Source organism: Caulobacter sp., from assembly GCF_965279145.1.
Taxonomy (GTDB): Bacteria; Pseudomonadota; Alphaproteobacteria; order Caulobacterales; family Caulobacteraceae; genus Caulobacter.
On record NZ_OZ257139.1, the window covers coordinates 1,257,431 to 1,275,280 of the forward strand.

Genomic DNA, 17,850 nt, shown 5'->3' on the forward strand with positions numbered 1-17,850 from the left:
TGACCGGGTGCGGATCACCTGCGACAAGAAGGCGGCTCGACCCCGCGCTCGAATCCACGCCACTTGTGGTCAATGCCTGTGCTTTCGGTCCGCCACCTCACGCGCTACCGGTATCGCAATCCCGTGGCGTTCGGCGACCATCGCATGATGTTGCGGCCGCGCGAAGGTTGCGATCAGCGACTGCTGTCTTCCGAACTGGTGATCGCGCCGACACCCGTCCAGCTGCGCTATGTGCAGGACGTGCTGGGCAACTGGATCGGTGTGGCCCGCTTCAACGGCCGGTCCAGCGAGCTGAGCTTCGAGAGCCAGTTCACCCTGGACCACACGCCCCTGCCCGCCTTCGGCGACGTGCCCGGCCATATCGACGCCTGGGACGCCGGCCGGCCGTTCGCCTATTCCAGCGACGACCTGCCCGACCTTTTGCAGTCGATCACGCCGCAGCACGAGGACCCCGACGGCGTGCTGACGCGCTGGGCCCTGGGCTTCGTGCGGCCGACCGGTGAGACCAGCCTGCAACACCTGCTGGCCGAGATGACCCAGGCGATCTATGCCGACTTCCGATACGGCAAGCGCTTCGAGCACGGGGTGCAGACGCCGCTGACCACCCTGGAGAACCGGGGCGGCACCTGCCGCGACTTCGCCGTGCTGATGATCGAGGCCGTGCGCCGCCTGGGCCTGGCCGCCCAGTTCGTGTCCGGCTACATCCACAGCCCCTCGCGCAAGCAGGCCGCGGCCGAGCGGACGGGCGGCGGCCACACCCATGCCTGGCTGCGGGTCTATCTGCCGTCGTGCGGCTGGGTGGAGTTCGACCCCACCAACGGCATCGTCGGCAATACCGACCTGATCCGCGTGGCCGTGGTGCGCGATCCGCGCCAGGCCCCGCCGGTGCATGGCACCTGGGCGGGCTTTCCGACCGACTATCTGGGCATGGACGTCGAGGTCGACGTGACCAGCCTGGACGGCGAGGACTATCAGGCGCCGTCCTTCAGCGCCTTCGGCTGATCGCGCCGCATCCTCCGGGCCGTTCGCGCGTTGACGTCGAACCCTCCCCCTAATTCCGGCCTCGCCCGCTCGGCGCCCCGGCTCCCTCGCGAGACGACGACGATGCTCATCCGCTACGGCTACGAGATCACGGTCCACTGCCAGCAACCCACCGCCATGGTGACGCTGCTGGGCCTGAGGGACGGGCGCGAGGCCGATGTGCGGATCGCCGAATCCTTCTTCACCACGCCGTCGATCGACACCGCCACCTATCGCGACATGTTCGACAATCCCTGCCGCCGCTTCGTGGCCCCGACCGGCCTGCTGACCCTGTGGAGCGACAGCGTCATCGAGGACAGCGGCGCGGTCGATCCCTATGCGCCCGACGCCCAGTTGCACGACGTGGCCGACCTGCCCGACGCCTGCCTCGTCTATCTGATGGGCAGCCGCTATTGCGAGACCGACCGCCTCAGCCAGATCGCCTGGGACCGCTTTGGCCATATCGAGAAAGGCTGGGCGCGGGTGCAGGCGGTGTGCGACTTCGTGCACGACCACATCACCTTCGACTACAAGACCGCCAGCTCCACCCGCACCGCCTATGAGGTGTATGAGGGCCGCATCGGCGTGTGCCGCGACTATTCCCACCTGGCCGTGGCCCTGTGCCGCTGCCTGAACATCCCGACCCGCTATGTGAACGGCTATCTGGGCGACATCGGCGTGCCGCGCGTCGACCCGATGGATTTCAGCGCCTGGATGGAGGTGTATCTGGGCGGCCGATGGTGGGCCTTCGACCCCCGCAACAACATCCCGCGCATCGGCCGGATCGTGGTGGCCCACGGCCGCGACGCCGCCGACGTGGCGATGCTGACCTCGTTCGGACCGCACCAGCTGAACGGCTTCCGGGTGTGGGCCTATGAGACCGAGGCGGCCAGCCTGCCGGGCCATGTCACCGACACCACCGGCGCGCGGGGCCGCGAGGTTCGGGCGCTGTCGCCGCTGTAGGGCCTAGTCGTCGCTGTCGGGCGGGCCCGACTCGAAGGTCAGCAGGTCGCCCGGCTGGCAGTCCAGCTCGCGGCACAGAGCGTCCAGGGTCGAGAACCGCACCGCGCGGGCCTTGCCGGTCTTGAGGATCGACAGGTTGGCGATCGTCACGCCGACGCGGTCGGACAGCTCGGTCAGCGACATGCGGCGCTCCAGCAGCACGCGGTCGAGGTTCACGCGGACGGGCATGGGCTGGTTCTCCGCGGGATCAGATGGTGAGTTCGGCTTCGCGGCGAAGGCGGGCGCCCTCGCGGAAGACCTCGGCCAGCACGAACACCACCAGGACCGAGAACCAGGCGGTGAGCGTGAACGAGTCGTCGATGACCTTGTTGTTCGGGGCCAGCCAGTGGGCCATGCCCGAGAAGATGTAGCGGCCCACTTCCAGGCCGGCCAGGATCAGGCCCACCACCCGCAGGCGGCGCACATTGTCGGGGTGGAACGGGTCGCCGGCGGTCAGGGTGGCGAAGATCCGGCGCAGGCGCTCGACGATCACCATCCAGCCGCCCAGCAGCAGGGCCCAGGCCGCCAGGGCCCCGGCGAACAGCGGGCCGTCGCGGGTGACGGTCTCGACCGCGTCGCTGATCGGCATGATCTTGGCCAGCAGCTCCGGATTGAAGCTGAAGAGCAGCGCCACCAGGGTGAACAGCGACAGCAGGCTGACGAAGATCCACAGACCCACGTAGATGACGTCGAGAATGATCTTCAGAAAGCTCGAAACCGAGCCGGGCCCCAAGGCGCGCATGGCTGCTTCCCCCTCGCCCTCCCCAGGGCGATCCTTGAACCTGCCCCGCGTCCTGGCGAGGCTTCAAGCCCCTACAGAGTCTGGACCACGAAGGTGATCGCCGAGACCGGAACGCCCACGATGAGGGCGGCGGTGATCAGGGTCATCAGGACCTTGTCGGCGATCTGGAACAGCTTTGCGGCGGGCATCGAGGTGGATCCGTTGAGGTGGCCGGACGACGTCGGAAGATCGGCGTCGTCCATGCTCAACAGATAGGCGGCGATTTGGGTTCCAACAATGCTGAATATCGATAAACGATATTAAACTTTAGCAATGATGGCGCGATGGCATCAGGTGAGTTGCACGGAAGTCACAACCATCGAGTCCCGCCGGCTCGCGGCCTCGAACCAGGCGGCCAGAGCGGGGCGGCCATCACGCCAGTCCAGCACCTGGCGGGCGTCGAAATAGGACAGCTGGGCGGCGACGGCGATCTGCGCGATCGTCCATTGATCGGGGGTGAAACCCGCAACCTCCAGCAGGTCGAGACCGGCGACGATGGCTTTCAGCTGGCGCTCGATCAGCTCGGGCCGCTGGTCATCGGCCGGCCGCATGCGCTCGCGCACCACGGCGATGGCGGCCGAGCCCATGCCGTCGGCCAGGGCTTGCAGGGTCAGGGCGCGCCGGCGGTCCTGGCCCGAAGCCGGGATCAGGCCCGCGCCGCCCGCGGCGTCGAGATGGTCGCAGATCACCGCGGAGTCGAAGAGGATCTCGCCGTCGTCGAGGATCAGGGTCGGCACCTGGCTGAGCGGATTGATCGCGCGCAGGCTCTCGTCGGTGAACGGGGCGACGGTCTCGAGCGTGATCGCAGCGGTCAGGCCGTTTTCGTGAGCCACGACGCGAACCTTGCGCGCAAACGGCGACAAGGCGGAGTAAAGGAGCCGCATTGATGATTTCCTCAAGGAGCCGACGATGGCGCTGAGACTGGAGCCTGGGCTTAAGCTCGTAGTGGCCACGCACAATCCCGGCAAGGTCCCCGAGATCGCCGCCCTGCTGGATGGCCGGTTCGAACTGGTCTCCGCCGGCGCCCTGGGCCTGCCCGAACCGGAAGAAACCGAACAGACCTTCGTCGGCAACGCCCTGCTCAAGGCCCGCCACGCCGCCGACCTGTCGGGGATGATCGCCCTGGCCGACGACTCGGGGCTGTCGGTCGCGGCGCTGGACGGCTCGCCCGGCGTCTATTCGGCGCGCTGGGCCGGCCCCGGCAAGGATTTCGCCCTGGCGATGGCCAAGGTCGAGGAACGGCTGGAAGAGACCGGCTCGGACGACCGCGGCGCCTGGTTCACCTCGGCTCTGGCCGTGGCCTGGCCCCATGGCCCGTCGGTGGTGGTGCAGGGCGAGGTCCACGGGACCCTGGCCTTCCCGCCGCGCGGAACGCAAGGCTTCGGCTACGATCCGATCTTCGTGCCCCAGGGCTTTGACACCACCTTCGGCGAGATGGAGCCAGCCGCCAAGGACGCCATGAGCCACCGGGCCCGCGCGTTCGAGAAACTGAAGGCGGCGTTGTTTGAGTGACACTGCAAAAACCTTGTCATCCCGGCCGCAGCGACGCGGAGAGCCGGGACCCAGGGGCAACCGCGATGCGCAGGCACCTGGGTCCCGGACAGCGCTACGCGCTTCCGGGATGACAAGGGAGGGGAACGGGCGCTTCCATGGCTGAGCTCCTTCCCCTCGGCGTCTACATCCACTGGCCCTACTGCGCGCGCATCTGCCCCTATTGCGACTTCAACGTCGTGCGCGACCGGGGGCGGAGCGCCGAGCAGGCGCAGCTGGCCGACGCCACCGTCGCCGACCTGGTGGCCCAGCGCGCCCTGACCGGACAGCGCCGGCTGCTGTCGATCTTCTTCGGCGGCGGCACGCCATCCTTGATGGATCCCGCCCAGGTCTCCCGCGTGATCGAGACGGCCAAAAGCCTGTGGAGCGCGGCCGACGATCTGGAGATCAGCCTGGAGGCCAATCCCACCGACGCCGAGGCCGGCCGCTTCGAGGCGCTGGCGGACGCCGGCGTGGCCCGGCTGTCTCTGGGCGTCCAGTCGCTACACGACGACGCCCTGGCCCTGCTGGGCCGCAACCACGACGCCGGATCGGCCCGGCGGGCGATCGCCGTGGCGGCCCGCGCCTTTCCGCGCCTGTCGATCGACCTGATCTATGCCCGCCCCGGCCAGACCGTGGAGGCCTGGCGCGCCGAGCTGGAAGAGGCCCTGGCCATGGGCCCCGAGCACGTCTCACCCTACCAGCTGACCATCGAGACCGGCACCGCCTTCGACCGCGCCGTCGGACGCGGCAGGCTGGTGGTCCCCGACGAGGATCGAGCCCACGACCTGTTCGAGACCACCCAGGCTGTTCTGGAAGCGGCGGGCTTCGACGCCTACGAGGTCTCCAACCACGCCCGGGGCGAGGCGGCGCGCTCGCGCCACAACCTCGTCTACTGGCGCGGCCACGACTATGTCGGCGTCGGCCCCGGCGCCCATGGGCGACTTACCCTGCCCGAGGGCCGCGTCGCCACCACCGCCCATCGCAAGATCGCCGACTATGTCGCCGCCGTGCGAGACACCGGCGTCGGCTTCGAATGCGAGGTCCTGACCCCCACCGACGCCGCCGAGGAGCGGCTGCTGCTGGGCCTGCGGATCGACGACGGCGTGGCCTTCGACGAGGTGGCGATCCTGGGTCTGGCGCCCGACGCCGGCAAGGTGCGCCGCCATGTCGAGCTGGGCCTGCTGGTCGATGATCCGCGCCGCTTGCGCGCCACCCGCGCCGGGCGTCTGGTGCTGGACCGGCTGACAGGCGCGCTCGCGACCTGATAGGAGTGGCCGCGAACCCATTTCGCGCATCGCGCGGTCAGGATCTCTTTTTGAGCCGTCTTCTCGCCCCGCCCCAGCTGTCCGACGCCCCGCTGGCGCCGGGCCTCTATCTGGTGGCGACGCCGATCGGCAATCTGCGCGACATCACCCTGCGGGCGCTGGACACCCTGCACGGCTGCGACGTGCTGCTGGCCGAGGACACCCGGGTCTCGGGCAAGCTTCTGGCCGCCTATTCGATCTCCAAGCGCCTGGAACGCTATGACGAGCACGTCGCCGACCGGGTGACGCCGAAGATCCTGGAGCGCCTGGCGGCCGGCGAGCGGGTGGCCATGGTGTCGGACGCCGGCACGCCGATGGTCTCCGACCCCGGCTTCCGCCTGGCCCGGGAAGCCATCGCGGCCGGCCATCAGGTGTTTCCGATCCCCGGCGCGTCGGCGGCCCTGGCGGCCCTGACCCTGGGCGGCCTGCCCACCGACCGCTTCCTGTTCGCCGGTTTCCCGCCGCCCAAGAGCGCCGCCCGCAAGACGTTCTTCGAGGAACTGGCGCCGGTGCGCGCCACCCTGATCTTCTACGAAGGCGCCTCGCGGGTGGCCGACAGCCTGGCCGACATGGCCGCCGTGTTTGGCCCGCGCGAGGCCGCCGTGGCCCGCGAGCTGACCAAGCTCTACGAGACCTGCATCCGCGGTCCGCTGGACGTGCTGGCCGCCGACCCGCGCTTCGAAAGCCCCAAGGGCGAGATCGTCATCCTGGTGGGCCCCGGCTCGGAGGCCCCGATCCAGGCCGGCGACGCCGAGAGCGCCCTGCGCGAGGCCATGGCCCGGCTGCCGCTGGGCGAAGCGGCCTCCGAGGTCGCCAAGGCCCTGGGCCTGCCGCGCCGCGATCTCTACCGCCAGGCCCTGGCCCTGAAGGACGCGGCCAGCGCGGGCGACGCGGGATGACCGCCGCCCGCCGGACCCGGGGCGCCGCGGCGCGCCTGTCCGGCCGACGCGCCGAGGTGCTGGCCGCCGCCTGGCTGATGCTGAAGGGCTATCGCATCCTGGGTTTCCGCCTGCCCACACCGCTGGGCGAGATCGACCTGCTGGCCCAGCGCGGCAAGGTCCTGGCCGTGGTCGAGGTCAAGCGCCGCGCCACGCTCGACGCCGCCCTCGACGCGGTGACCGCCGAGCAGCGGGCCCGCCTGCGCCGCGCCGCCGCCCATATCGTCCAGCATCGCACCGCCCTGCGGAACGCTTCGGTGCGCCTGGACCTTATCGCCTTGGCGCCAGGCCGCCGTCCGCGCCATCTGCGCGACGCCTGGACGGAGGCATGATGACCCGGGACGAGGCCGAAGCGATCCTGACCCGGCTGGGCGAAGGTCCCGACGCCGGCTTTCAGCTGTTCGAGGCGGCCTTGGCCTGCGCCGTCCACGATGATCCCGATCGCGACCCGCAGCCGGCCCTGGCCCTGGCCCGGCAGGCCGCCGAGCGCCTGGCTCAGCGGCTCAAGACCGAGTCCCCCGAAGAGGCCGTGGCCGAGGCCCTGGCCGGCGATCTGCAGCTGACCGGCGACCTGATCACCTACGACCACCCCGACAACGCCGACGTCATCGCCGTCGCCCAGCGCCGCAAGGGCCTGCCGGTGGCCCTGGGCGTCTTCTACCTGCACGCGGCCCGGATGACCGGCGTCGAACTGCACGGCGTCGACTTTCCCGGCCACTTCCTGCTGCGCATCGAGACCGAGGAGGGGCCGCTGGCCCTGGACCCCTTCAGCGAGGGTCGGGTGGTGTTGCCGTCGGAACTGTCGCGCCGCGCCCTGCGGACCGGCCTGATGCCCGACGTCGCCGCCAAGCTGGAACTCTTGATGGCTCCGATCTCCGACCGGGCCGTGCTGATCCGCCTGCAGAACAACATCTTCGCCCGCGCCCAGCAGGCCCGCGACTGGCCCCGCGCCGAGCGCTCGGCGCTGCGGCGGGCCCTGCTCAACCCGTCCGACCACCGCCCCTGGCTGGACGTCGCCGCCGCCCGCGAGGGCCAGGGCGCCCTGGCGGGCGCGCTGCAGGCCCTGACCCGCGCCCAGATCCTCGACGGCGGGGCCGCGATCGCGGCGCGGGCGGCGCGGGAGCGGGTGCGGCTTCGGCTGAACTGAGGCGGGTCGCATCCGCGTGCGCGTCAGCCGGCGTCTTTGACCGGCCGTTAAGTCGTACACGCTAGGGTCGCTGCCCATGACCACTCCCCGCGCCCCCGCCGGCATCACGCCTGAACAGCTCGGCACGCTGAGCCACGAGTTCCGCACCCCCCTGAACGGCGTGCTGGGCATGGCCCGTCTGCTGGAGGGCACCCGTCTGACGGCCGAGCAGCGGTCGTATGTCACCGCCCTGCGCGAGAGCGGCGATCACCTGCTGTCGCTGGTCAATGACGTTCTGGACTTCGCCCGCCTGGGCGCCACGGACATCGAGCTGACGCCCGCGCCGACGGACCTCGAGGGCCTGCTGCGCCAGGTGGCCGAACTGATGAGCCCCCGGGCCCACGAGAAGGGCGTCGAGATCGCCTGGGCCGTGTCGCCCGACCTGCCGATCGTGCTGGCCGACGAGGGCCGCCTGCGGCAGATCCTGCTGAACTACGCCGGCAACGCCGTGAAGTTCACCGAGGCCGGCGGCGTGTTGCTGAGCGCCACGGCGACGTCCGAAGGCCGCGTGCGACTTTCCGTGACCGACACCGGGCCAGGCGTGTCGCCCGACGCTCGCGACAGGATCTTCAAGGCCTTTGTCCAGACCGACGCGACGCACCACACCCAGCTGGGCGGGGCGGGCCTGGGCCTGGCCATCGTGGCGCGGCTGGCCCGCGCCATGAACGGCGAGGTCGGGGTCGGCGGCGAGGTCGGCCAGGGCGCCGACTTCTGGTTCGAGGCCCCGTTCGAGATCGCTTCGCACGCCTCCGCTGACCGGCCGCTGGCCGGCAAGTCCGTGGCCGTCGCCTCGCCCAACGCCATCGTCCGCATCGCCACCGCCCGCCAGGTCGAGGCCGCCGGCGGCCGGGCCTTCGTCGCCGCCGACGTGGCCTCGGCGCTGAAGCTGGCTCCCGCCGACGCCGTGCTGCTGCACGACGCGGCCCTGGCCGGCCCGCGCGGAGCGCTGAAGCCGCCGACCGACCGCCCGGCCGTGGTGCTGCTGACGCCCGACCAGCGCGGCCGCATCGACCGGCTGAAAAGCGCCGGCTTCAGCGGCTATCTGATCAAGCCCCTGCGCGCCGCCTCGATCGTCGCCCAGGTGCTGCAGGCCACCACCCAGAGCCCGCTGCGGGCCGAGCGTCCGGCCGAGGACGACCGCATCGCCGACGCCCTGGCGCCGGGCGTGCGCGTGCTGCTGGCCGAGGACAATCCGATCAACGCCCTGCTGGCCCGCACCCTGCTGGAACGCGAGGGCTGCAAGGTCGATCGCGTGGCCGGCGGCGACCAGGCCGTCGCGGCCCTGTCCAGCAACAGCTACGACCTGATCCTGATGGACCTGCGGATGCCGGGCCTGAACGGCGTGGACGCCACCCGCGAGCTGCGCGCCCGGGGCGTCACCGCCCCGATCGTGGCCCTGACCGCCGACGCCTTCGACGAGGACCGCCGCCTGTGCCTGGGGGCCGGCATGAACGACTTCCTGGTCAAGCCGCTGACCCACGGCGCCCTGCGCGACATGCTGACCCGCTGGACCGGCCCCGCCGCGCCCGGCGTCTGGACGAAAGCCGCGACGCGGGCCAAGGTCGCCGGCTAGTCGGCGGGCCTGTCACCGCCTGGGCGGGGGACGACATGACCGACGACACTCAGGCCGCGCCGAAGAAGACGCTGCTCCAGACCCTGGCCTTCTTCGGCGAGCGTCGCAGCCTGGTGATGCTGGGCCTGGGGTTCAGTTCCGGCCTGCCCTACATGCTGATCTTCGACACCCTGTCGCTGTGGCTGCGCGACGCGGGCCTGTCGCTGGCGGTGATCGGCTTCTTCAGCCTGGCGACGCTGTCGTTCTCGTTCAAGTTCCTGTGGGCCCCGCTGATCGACCGCGCCAAGGTGCCGGTGCTGCACAGGCTGGTGGGCCATCGCCGCGCCTGGATGCTGGTCTGCCAGGCGGTGATCATCCTGGGCCTGCTGGCCATATCCGGGGTCAATCCGGCCGCGAACCTGCCGCTGATGGCCGCCATCGCCGTGATCGTCGGCTTCGCCACCGCCAGCCAGGACATCGTCATCGACGCCTGGCGGATCGAGGCGGTCGATGTCGAGCAGCAGGGCCCGATGGCCGTGGCCGTGCAGTGGGGCTATCGCGGCGCCATGGTCATGGCCGGCGCCGTGCCGCTGCTGCTGGCCGAGCGCTTCGGCTGGAACATCTCCTACCTGGCCATGGCCGTCGCCATGTCGATCGGGGTGATCTCCACGCTGCTGGCCCCGCGCGAGGCGGCCCACGCCATTCGGCCGATCCACACCGACGGCGTCGCCCAGCCCAAGGCCCTGGAAGTGGGCGAATGGCTGCTGCGGCTGGCCATCCTGGTGGTCGGCGCCCTGATCGTCGGCTCGGGCCTGTCGGGCGACGCCAGCCTGCTGTCCAAGTTCGTGGGCGGCGAGGCGCTGGAGGCGGCCTGGAAGGCCAAGCCCAACGGCGTCTGGCTGCAGCTGGCCGGGGTGGCCGTCGGCATCGGCGTGATCCTGGTCGCCGCCTGGCCGATCCCGAAGGTGAAGACCAAGCCCGGCGTCTATCTGTCGACCGCCCTGGGCTCGCCGCTGCTGGAGTTCATGACCCGCTTTTCGGGCGTGGCCGGCCTGATCCTGGCGACCATCTGCGTCTATCGGGTCTCGGACTTCGTGCTCAACATCATGAATCCGTTCTACCGCGACATGGGCTTCTCGCTCACCGAGATCGCCGAGATCCGCAAGGTGTTCGGCATCATCGCCTCGATGATCGGCGTGTTCCTGGGCGGGGTGATCGTGGCCCGCTTTGGCCTGATGCGGGCCCTGATCATCGGGGCCTTCGCCCAGCCGATCAGCAACCTGTTCTTCGCCTGGCTGGCCATGAGCGGCCACAATGTGCCGGTGCTGTTCTGGGCCATCTGCATCGACAACATGGCCGGCGGCGTCGCCGGCACGGCGCTGATCGCCTACATGTCCAGCCTGACCACCGCCGGCTTCACGGCCACGCAGTACGCGCTGTTTTCCTCGCTCTACGCCCTGCCCGGAAAGCTGATCGCCTCGCAGTCGGGACGGCTGGTCGAGGCCTCGGCCATCGCGGCCGAACATGGCGGCCCGATCGGCGCGCTGAAGGGCCTGTTCACGCGCCTGCCGCCGGAGAGCTTCACCGCCGCCGGCGCCAAGCTGGGCGTCAGCGCCCCGGCCATGGCGGCGGGCTATACGGCCTTCTTCATCTACACGGCCCTGATCGGGGTGGTGGCCATCGTGCTGTCGTTCATGGTGGCGGCGCGGCAGGGGGATATCGGCAAGGCGGCGGCGGAAGAGGCGGCGGTTTAAATCCTCCCCCTGAAGGGGGAGGCGGCCGTCAGGCCGGTGGGGGAAGTGCGCAATGACTCAGCAGTACTTCCCCCACCGTCGCCTGCGGCGACACCTCCCCCGTTAGGGGGAGGACCTTGCGATCAAACTCCCAGGCACACCACCTGCGCCACGCGCAGATCCCGCCGCAAACCATCCGCGACGCGGCCATAGTTCTCGGTGGTGATCGCCTCGCCCATGGCGGTGTCGGCGCCGTGGCGGCGGCGGGGGCCCAGCAGGGTCTTCAGGGTCTCGGGCGCCGTGGTGTAGATGCGGCCGCGACGCGGGCTCTCGGCCACGGTCACCCCAATCACCCGGCCGGCATTGTCGAGCGCGGGCGCGCCCGAAAGACCGGCCAGGGTGCCCTTGAGATTATCGGTGCGGCCGACCTCGGCCCAGACCAGCACCGGCTCGGTGCGGGCGCCGCGACCATGCACGACCAGGTTCTCGCGGCCCAGCAGGCGCGAGGCGGCCTCGCCCGGATGGCCCTGCGGGAAGCCCGGATGATAGGCGCGGGCGCCGCGACGAAGCGGCTCGTTCAGGCCCAGCGGCACGGCCGGCGCCCCGCCCTCGGTGGTCAGGATGGCCGCATCGGCGCGCGGGTCGATGGTGATGCGCGCGGCCACGCCGCGTCCGTCGGCCACGACGATGGCGGCCGACTTGCAGCCGTCGACCACATGGCGGGCCGTCAGCCAGGTGCCGTCATCGCCCACCGAGAAGGCGGTGCCCGATCCCGGCTCGGGCTTGGCCGGCACCTGCACCACGATGGCGGGGTCGAACGGTGAGGCCGGGCCCAGCGGCAGGCCCTCCTCGCCCGGCACCGGCGGCGGCGGCGGCGGGGCGTCGGAGCGCTCCTGCCGGCCGACCGCGACGATCAGCAGGGCGCTGACGGCGGCGGCATAGACCAGCCAGTCGGGAAGCTTGGGGAAATGCACGGGACGTCGCCCTCGCTTTTCCGGATCAACCGGCCACGGCGGCGGCGAGGATCAGGGCGGTGGCCAGCTTGGCGCCCACCAGCAGGGCGGCGGCGGCGACCTCGCCCTCATGGATGCGCTCGGGCAGGCCCTGCAGGACCATGTCGGTGACGCGGAACACCAGCAGCTGCACGGCGATGGTGGCCGCGCCCCAGATGACGATCTCGATCACCGAGGTCGAGGCCATCAGCGACACCGCCAGCGGAATGGCCAAGCCCACCATCACCCCGCCCAGCGACAGGGCGGCGGCGGAATTGCCCTCGCGGATCAGCTTGATCTCGCGATGCGGGGTCAGCATCGCATACAGCGTGGTGCCGATGATCAGCATGAACAGCGTCACGCCGGCGTGCAGCAGGGTGACGGGGAACCCCGTGGCGAAGGCCTGGACCTCGGGCGACTGAAGCTGGGACGGCATGAACGCGATAACCCCCGGAACTGATGGGTGATGACTATCACGGGTTTGGGAGGGTGCGTAGAGGGGGCTTGGCGGCCAGCGCCATGCGTCCTTCGAGGCTCGCCTTCGGCTCGCGCCTCAGGATGAGGACGGTTCTGAATCCCTCATCCTGAGGCGCCCGCGCAGCGGGCCTCGAAGGACGCACGGTTCGAGCCGCTTGCTTACGCCCCCTCGTCCTCGTCATCATCCAGCACACCCGCCATGGCCGCCATCGACAGCTGGCGCAGGGCCGAGGCGCGGACCTTCTCGCTCTCGCTCTTCAGCTGGCCGCAGGCGGCGAGGATGTCGCGGCCGCGCGGCGTGCGGATCGGCGAGGAATAGCCGGCCTTGTTGACGATGGCGGCGAAGGCCTCGATCGCGGCCCAGTCCGAGCACTGGTAGTCGCTGCCGGGCCACGGGTTGAACGGGATCAGGTTGATCTTGGCCGGAATGCCCTTGATCAGCTTGATCAGGGCGCGGGCCTCGTCCGGGCTGTCATTGACGCCCTTCAGCATCACATATTCGAACGTCACCCGGCGGGCGTTGCTGATGCCTGGATAGGCGCGAATGCCGGCGATCAGCTGCTCCAGCGGATACTTCTTGTTCAGCGGCACCAGCACGTCGCGCAGGGCGTCATTGGTGGCGTGCAGGCTGATGGCCAGCATCGCTTGCGTCTTCTCGCCCAGGGCCTGGAGCTGGGGCACCACGCCCGAGGTCGAGACCGTGATGCGGCGACGCGAGATGCCGATGCCCTCGTTGTCGCTGATGATCTCGATGGCGTCGGCGACCGAGCCCATGTTGTAGAGCGGCTCGCCCATGCCCATGAACACGATGTTGGACAGCAGGCGATCGTCCTTGTCGGACGGCCACTCGGCCAGGTCGTCCTTGGCCACCTGCACCTGGGCGACGATCTCGGCGGCGGTCAGGTTGCGCACCAGGGCCTGGGTGCCGGTGTGGCAGAAGCTGCAGTTGAGTGTGCAGCCCACCTGGCTGGAGACGCACAGGGCGCCGGCCCGGCCGACCGACGGGATATAGACCGCCTCGACCTCGATACCGGGGGCCATGCGGATCAGCCACTTGCGGGTGCCGTCCTTGGACACCTGGCGCTCGACGATCTCGGGCCGCGCGATGGTGAACACCTCGGCCAGCCGGGCGCGGGTTTCCTTGGCGACGTCGGTCATCATCGCGAAGTCGGTGACCCCGCGATGGTGGATCCAGCGGAACACCTGCGTAGCCCGCATCTTGGCCTTGCCGTGCTCGGCGACGCCCGACTCGGTCAGGGCGGCGATCATCTGCGGCCGGGTCAGGCCCGACAGGTTGATCAGCGGCTTGGGGGCAGGCGCCGCGCCGGAGACGCGCGACAGATCAAGGGTGACGCTCAAGGGGCGGTCCGGGGTCGGGGATTTATGGGGTCGGGGGCGGGATATAGCACTTGGCGGGGGTTTTTCCAAAATCAGGCTCCCTTCCCCCTTGATGGGGGAAGGGTTGGGGATGGGGGTGACTGCTGAGCTGGCCGCAAAGCGCCGCGCTCACGATCATCCGCCGTATCACCCCCACCCCTGCCCCTCCCCCATCAAGGGGGAGGGGTGACAAGACTAGACACCCTCCCCGCTCAGGCCCATATCCGCCTCATGCGCACGCACGACGCCGATGTGATCATCGCGGGAGCCGGCATGGCCGGTTCGACCCTGGCTCTGGCCCTGGCTTCGGGGGGGCTGAAACCCCTGCTGGTCGACCCCCAGCCGTTCGAGGCCCAGCTGGCCCCGACCTTCGACGGGCGCTCCTCGGCCATCGCCTATTCCAGCTTCCGCCAGTGGCGCGCGATCGGCGCGGGCGAGGCGCTGGAGCCTCACGCCCAGCGGATCGAGCAGATCCTGGTCACCGACGGCCGCACGCCCGGCGCCGCCGCGCGGGGCGCCTCGCCGGCCTTCCTGCGCTTTGATTCCAGCGAGATCGCCGACCGCTCGGACGGCGAGCCCCTGGGCTATCTGATCGAGAACCGCCAGATCCGCGCCGCCCTCTCCCAGGCCGTGACCGACAAGGCCATTCCGGTGATCGCGCCGATGGCCGCCAAGGGTCTTGAGGTCGACGCCGCCGGCGCCCGCATCACCCTGGCCGACGGCCGGGTGCTATCGGCCCCCCTGGCGGTCAGCGCCGAAGGGCGCGGCTCCGTCCTGCGCAAGGCGGCCGGGATCGGCGACATCGGCTGGGGCTATGGCCAGAGCGGCGTGGTCGCCACCGTGAAGATGCAGCGCCCGCACGAGGGCGTGGCCCACGAATATTTCCTGCCCAGCGGCCCGTTCGCCATCCTGCCCCTGACCGACAACCGCGCCAGCCTGGTGTGGACCGAGAGCACCGCCCGGGCCGAGGCCCTGCGCGGTGCGCGGCCCGAAGCCTTCCACGCCCACCTGATGCGGCGCTTCGGCGAGTTCCTGGGCGATGTCGAGATCGTCGGGCCGATCTTCGTCTATCCGCTGTCGCTGCTGCTGGCCGAGCGCATGGTCGCCCCGCGCCTGGCCCTGATCGGCGACGCCGCCCATGGCGTGCACCCGATCGCCGGCCAGGGCCTGAACCTGGGCCTCAAGGACGCTGCGGCCCTGGCCGAAGTGCTGGTCGAGGCGATGCGCGGCGGCGAGGATATCGGCTCGGACGTGGTGCTGGAGCGCTACGCCCGCTGGCGGCGGTTCGACACCGTGACCAACGCCCTGGCCTTCGACGGCTTCGTGCGCCTGTTCTCGAACGACAACCCGATCCTGCGTCTGGCGCGGGGCATCGGCCTGGCGGCGGTCAACCGCATCGCCCCGGCGCGGCGGTTCTTCATGCACGAGGCCGGCGGCGCGGTGGGCGACCTGCCCAGGCTGCTGCGCGGGCAGGCGATCTAGCCTCGCGGCTACTCGCCGTCTTCCAGCGCGCGGGCTTCTTCCGGCAGCATGATCGGCACGCCGTCACGGATCGGATAGGCCAGCTTGGCCGTGCGGCTGACCAGTTCGCCGCGCGCGCGGTTGTAGTCGAGCGACGCGCGGGTGACGGGGCAGACCAGAACCTCAAGCAGGCGCGGATCGATCTCGGCGGGCGGCGGTGTGGGGGTCGCGGTCATGCGTCATCTCTACCGGCGAGCCTTCCCTCTGGATAGAGGGGGCTACTGAATGGAGGGGGGATCGTCGTCGTCGCCGACGGCCGCGTCGATCTCCAGCAGGGCCACCAGGGTTTCGCGGCGGTCGGCCATGGTGGGGGCCTCCAGCAGGGCCTGCTTTTCCATGGCGTCGAACGGCAGGGCCATGGCCAGGCTGTTGATCAGGGCGTCGGACGGCGCGGACTCGGCGCTGGTCCAGTCGATGGCCAGGCCGCGATGGTCCAGATAGCGGCGCAGGGCGGCCAGCAGCACCTTGGGATCCATCGGCGGCGCGCTGCTCTCGGAATCCTCGCGCAGGTCGGCCTCGAAGGCGGTGAAGTCGGCGCGCACCTGGCGATAGGGCGTGCGAACGGGCAGTTCCTCGCCCGCGCGGAAACGGCAGACGCCGGTCAGGGTGATCAGATAGCGGCCGTCGCTGGTCTCGGCGAAGCTGGTCACCCGCCCGGCGCAGCCGATCGGGGCCAGGCCCGGATGATGGTCCTCCCCGCTCCCGCCGCCCAGGGTGTGGCGGGTCTGGATCATGCCGATCATCCGCTCGCCCGACATGACGTCGTCCAGCATGTTGAGATAGCGCGGCTCGAAGATGTTGAGCGGCAGCTGCCCGCCGGGCAGCAGCAGCACCCCGTCGAGCGGGAACACCGGGATCACCAGCGGCAGGTCGCTGATCCTTCGAAAGGCTCCCGGCATGGGCATGTCCCTAGCTGAACAGGATGGAGGACAGGCGCTTGCGGCCCGCCTTGGCGACTTCAGACATGGCGCCGGCGGCCTCGAACACGGTCAGCAGCTGCTTGCGGGCCGCCTCGTCGTTCCAGGCGCGGTCGCGGGCGATGATCGCCAGCAGGTGGTCGGACGCCGCCTGCAGATGACCGGCGCCGGCCAGGGCCTTGGCCAGCTCGAAACGGGCCTCGTGGTCGTCGGGATCGGCGGCCAGGCGCGCTTCGAACGGGGCGGTCTCCGATGGGGCGTCGGCGGCCAGGGCGAGGGCGGCGCGCACGCTTTCCAGCTGGGCGTCCTTGGCGCCCACCGGGGCCATGGCGGCCACCTCGGCGGCGCGTTCCAGATCACCGCCGTCCAGATAGCAGCGGGCCAGACCGCCCAGCGCCTTGACGTTTTCCGGGTCCATCCGCAGGGCCTCGGCATAGGCCTGAGCCGCGCCGCCCAGGTCGCCCAGGTCCAGCGACTCCTGGCCCATGGCCAGCAGCGCATCCAGATCGCTGGGAGCCGGCGGGCCGGAGATGCGGGCGATGAAGGCCTTGATCTCGCTCTCGGGCACCGCGCCCTGGAAGCCGTCGACCGGCTGGCCGTTGACGAAGGCATAGACGGTGGGGATCGACTGCACGCGCAGCTGGCCCGAATAGCCGGGGTTCTTGTCGACATCGATCTTGACCAGCTTGACCGCGCCGCCGGCGGCGGCGACGTGCTTTTCGAGCGCCGGGGTCAGCGTACGGCACGGGCCGCACCAGGTGGCCCAGAAGTCGACGATGACCGGCTGGGTCTTCGACGCCTCGATGACGTCGGCCATGAAGCTGGCGTCCGTGCCGTCCTTGATGTGCGCGCTTTTCCCGCCGGCTTGAATGGGGGCGGGCTTTTCGCCGATCAGGCTCATCGGAAGTCTCTCATGCAGGCGGAAACGCGGTAACGGGGAAGATGGTCCCTCGAGGCGACAACCGCAATCGGGGGGAATGCTTAAGACGCGACGACCATCGCCTCGAAGTCGACGATCATCGGCTCGACCCCCAGGGCGGCCAGGAAGGCGCGCAGGCCCGCCTGGCTGACCGCCGTGGTGGCGTCATTGCCCAGCGGGTGGAAATTGACCGGGTCGGCTTTCGCCAGGGCCGCGTCGAGCACGAAACGGACGCGATGCTCGGTGTCGTTGATCAGCCCGAAGGCGGTGACCGATCCAGGCCTCACGCCCAGCGTCTCCACCATCAGCGCTTCCGGCCCGAACGACAGCCGGCCCGAGCCGATCACGTGGTGCAGGCGCTTCAGATCGATCACCGTCTCGCCCAGGGCCGAGATCAGCCACAGCTGGCCCCTGGCGTCCTTGAGGAACAGGTTCTTGGTGTGGCCGCCGGGCATGGCGGCCTTGATCTCCAGCCCTTCCTCCACGCGGAACACCGGCGGGTGATCGAGGGTGGAATGGGCGACGCCATGGGCGTCGAAAAAGGCGAACAGGTCAGCGCGGGTCTTCATGGGAGGGTTTTAGGGGGAGATGACGCAAC

Annotated in this window: 21 protein-coding genes and 2 pseudogenes; 12 read left to right on the forward strand and 11 right to left on the reverse strand. The window is 70.3% G+C overall.

Features of this window, described 5'->3' with window-relative positions; all coding sequences use genetic code 11:
• Nucleotides 1-72: 72 nt before the first annotated feature.
• On the forward strand, nucleotides 73-1,002 hold the full coding sequence (locus ACQY9P_RS05850; RefSeq protein WP_421736204.1) for a transglutaminase family protein: 930 nt from the start codon (nucleotides 73-75) through the stop codon (nucleotides 1,000-1,002).
• Between the two features lie 102 nt (nucleotides 1,003-1,104).
• Entirely contained in the window at nucleotides 1,105-1,983 is an 879-nt protein-coding gene (locus ACQY9P_RS05855) for a transglutaminase-like domain-containing protein (protein ID WP_421736203.1), read from the forward strand.
• 3 nt (nucleotides 1,984-1,986) lie between these two features.
• Here ACQY9P_RS05855 and ACQY9P_RS05860 read toward each other — a convergent pair whose 3' ends face one another.
• The 4 genes from ACQY9P_RS05860 to ACQY9P_RS05875 form a co-directional block, all read right to left on the reverse strand.
• Nucleotides 1,987-2,211, reverse strand: a complete 225-nt coding sequence (locus ACQY9P_RS05860; RefSeq protein ID WP_108490621.1) for a helix-turn-helix domain-containing protein — start codon at nucleotides 2,209-2,211, stop codon at nucleotides 1,987-1,989.
• 19 nt (nucleotides 2,212-2,230) lie between these two features.
• A complete protein-coding gene (locus ACQY9P_RS05865; protein ID WP_421736201.1) occupies nucleotides 2,231-2,764 on the reverse strand; it encodes a DUF2975 domain-containing protein in 534 nt (177 codons plus the stop codon).
• Nucleotides 2,765-2,835: 71 nt separating this feature from the next.
• On the reverse strand, nucleotides 2,836-2,952 hold the full coding sequence (locus tag ACQY9P_RS05870; protein ID WP_421736200.1) for a hypothetical protein: 117 nt from the start codon (nucleotides 2,950-2,952) through the stop codon (nucleotides 2,836-2,838).
• Between the two features lie 141 nt (nucleotides 2,953-3,093).
• Entirely contained in the window at nucleotides 3,094-3,687 is a 594-nt protein-coding gene (locus tag ACQY9P_RS05875; RefSeq protein WP_421736199.1) for a glutathione S-transferase family protein, read from the reverse strand.
• A 25-nt stretch (nucleotides 3,688-3,712) separates the two neighbouring features.
• Between ACQY9P_RS05875 and rdgB the strand changes: the two genes are divergently transcribed.
• The 8 genes and pseudogenes from rdgB (at nucleotide 3,713) to ACQY9P_RS05915 (ending at nucleotide 11,070) form a co-directional block, all read left to right on the forward strand.
• Nucleotides 3,713-4,315: an RdgB/HAM1 family non-canonical purine NTP pyrophosphatase gene (gene rdgB, locus ACQY9P_RS05880; RefSeq protein ID WP_421736198.1), complete on the forward strand. Its 603-nt coding sequence runs from the start codon at nucleotides 3,713-3,715 to the stop codon at nucleotides 4,313-4,315.
• Nucleotides 4,312-4,404, forward strand: a pseudogene (locus ACQY9P_RS05885) (hypothetical protein); the annotation flags it as partial. The gene rdgB and the pseudogene ACQY9P_RS05885, both read left to right, overlap by 4 nt.
• 48 nt (nucleotides 4,405-4,452) lie before the next feature.
• Nucleotides 4,453-5,601, forward strand: coding sequence for a radical SAM family heme chaperone HemW (gene hemW, locus ACQY9P_RS05890; protein WP_421736197.1), 1,149 nt, complete (start codon nucleotides 4,453-4,455; stop codon nucleotides 5,599-5,601).
• Between the two features lie 50 nt (nucleotides 5,602-5,651).
• A complete protein-coding gene (rsmI, locus tag ACQY9P_RS05895) occupies nucleotides 5,652-6,539 on the forward strand; it encodes a 16S rRNA (cytidine(1402)-2'-O)-methyltransferase (RefSeq protein ID WP_421736196.1) in 888 nt (295 codons plus the stop codon).
• Nucleotides 6,536-6,910 (forward strand): YraN family protein, encoded by a 375-nt coding sequence (locus ACQY9P_RS05900; protein ID WP_421736195.1) that lies wholly within the window; start codon nucleotides 6,536-6,538, stop codon nucleotides 6,908-6,910. The genes rsmI and ACQY9P_RS05900 overlap by 4 nt, the downstream gene beginning before the upstream one ends.
• Nucleotides 6,910-7,725 (forward strand): SirB1 family protein, encoded by an 816-nt coding sequence (locus ACQY9P_RS05905; protein ID WP_421738249.1) that lies wholly within the window; start codon nucleotides 6,910-6,912, stop codon nucleotides 7,723-7,725. Before ACQY9P_RS05900 ends, ACQY9P_RS05905 begins: the two co-directional genes overlap by 1 nt.
• Nucleotides 7,726-7,801: 76 nt before the next feature.
• Nucleotides 7,802-9,337 (forward strand): response regulator, encoded by a 1,536-nt coding sequence (locus tag ACQY9P_RS05910; RefSeq protein WP_421736194.1) that lies wholly within the window; start codon nucleotides 7,802-7,804, stop codon nucleotides 9,335-9,337.
• 35 nt (nucleotides 9,338-9,372) lie between these two features.
• The gene (locus ACQY9P_RS05915) at nucleotides 9,373-11,070 is read left to right on the forward strand and encodes an AmpG family muropeptide MFS transporter (RefSeq protein WP_421736192.1); all 1,698 of its coding nucleotides are present in this window, start codon (nucleotides 9,373-9,375) and stop codon (nucleotides 11,068-11,070) included.
• 122 nt (nucleotides 11,071-11,192) lie between these two features.
• On the opposite strand, the gene ACQY9P_RS05920 is transcribed toward ACQY9P_RS05915, so the two are convergent.
• On the reverse strand, nucleotides 11,193-12,023 hold the full coding sequence (locus tag ACQY9P_RS05920; protein WP_421736191.1) for a S1 family peptidase: 831 nt from the start codon (nucleotides 12,021-12,023) through the stop codon (nucleotides 11,193-11,195).
• Nucleotides 12,024-12,048: 25 nt separating this feature from the next.
• Entirely contained in the window at nucleotides 12,049-12,477 is a 429-nt protein-coding gene (locus tag ACQY9P_RS05925; protein ID WP_421736190.1) for a DUF350 domain-containing protein, read from the reverse strand.
• A 76-nt stretch (nucleotides 12,478-12,553) separates the two neighbouring features.
• On the opposite strand from ACQY9P_RS05925, the pseudogene ACQY9P_RS05930 reads away from it, so the two are divergent.
• A pseudogene (locus ACQY9P_RS05930) lies at nucleotides 12,554-12,660 on the forward strand (hypothetical protein); the annotation flags it as partial.
• 17 nt (nucleotides 12,661-12,677) lie between these two features.
• On the opposite strand, the gene rlmN reads toward ACQY9P_RS05930, so the two are convergent.
• On the reverse strand, nucleotides 12,678-13,877 hold the full coding sequence (gene rlmN, locus ACQY9P_RS05935; protein ID WP_421736189.1) for a 23S rRNA (adenine(2503)-C(2))-methyltransferase RlmN: 1,200 nt from the start codon (nucleotides 13,875-13,877) through the stop codon (nucleotides 12,678-12,680).
• Nucleotides 13,878-14,126: 249 nt separating this feature from the next.
• On the opposite strand from rlmN, the gene ACQY9P_RS05940 reads away from it, so the two are divergent.
• Entirely contained in the window at nucleotides 14,127-15,377 is a 1,251-nt protein-coding gene (locus ACQY9P_RS05940) for a UbiH/UbiF/VisC/COQ6 family ubiquinone biosynthesis hydroxylase (RefSeq protein WP_421736188.1), read from the forward strand.
• An 8-nt stretch (nucleotides 15,378-15,385) separates the two neighbouring features.
• Here the strand turns inward: ACQY9P_RS05940 and ACQY9P_RS05945 are convergent, their stop codons facing one another.
• The 4 genes from ACQY9P_RS05945 to ACQY9P_RS05960 all read right to left on the reverse strand — a co-directional run bounded on the left by ACQY9P_RS05945 (nucleotide 15,386) and on the right by ACQY9P_RS05960 (nucleotide 17,821).
• The gene (locus ACQY9P_RS05945) at nucleotides 15,386-15,592 is read right to left on the reverse strand and encodes a Trm112 family protein (protein ID WP_421736187.1); all 207 of its coding nucleotides are present in this window, start codon (nucleotides 15,590-15,592) and stop codon (nucleotides 15,386-15,388) included.
• A gap of 42 nt (nucleotides 15,593-15,634) precedes the next feature.
• A complete protein-coding gene (locus ACQY9P_RS05950) occupies nucleotides 15,635-16,315 on the reverse strand; it encodes an LON peptidase substrate-binding domain-containing protein (protein WP_421736186.1) in 681 nt (226 codons plus the stop codon).
• A gap of 10 nt (nucleotides 16,316-16,325) precedes the next feature.
• Complete coding sequence (locus ACQY9P_RS05955) at nucleotides 16,326-17,234, reverse strand: tetratricopeptide repeat protein (RefSeq protein ID WP_421736185.1); 909 nt, start codon at nucleotides 17,232-17,234, stop codon at nucleotides 16,326-16,328.
• 80 nt (nucleotides 17,235-17,314) lie between these two features.
• A complete protein-coding gene (locus ACQY9P_RS05960; RefSeq protein WP_421736184.1) occupies nucleotides 17,315-17,821 on the reverse strand; it encodes a prolyl-tRNA synthetase associated domain-containing protein in 507 nt (168 codons plus the stop codon).
• Nucleotides 17,822-17,850: the final 29 nt, after the last annotated feature.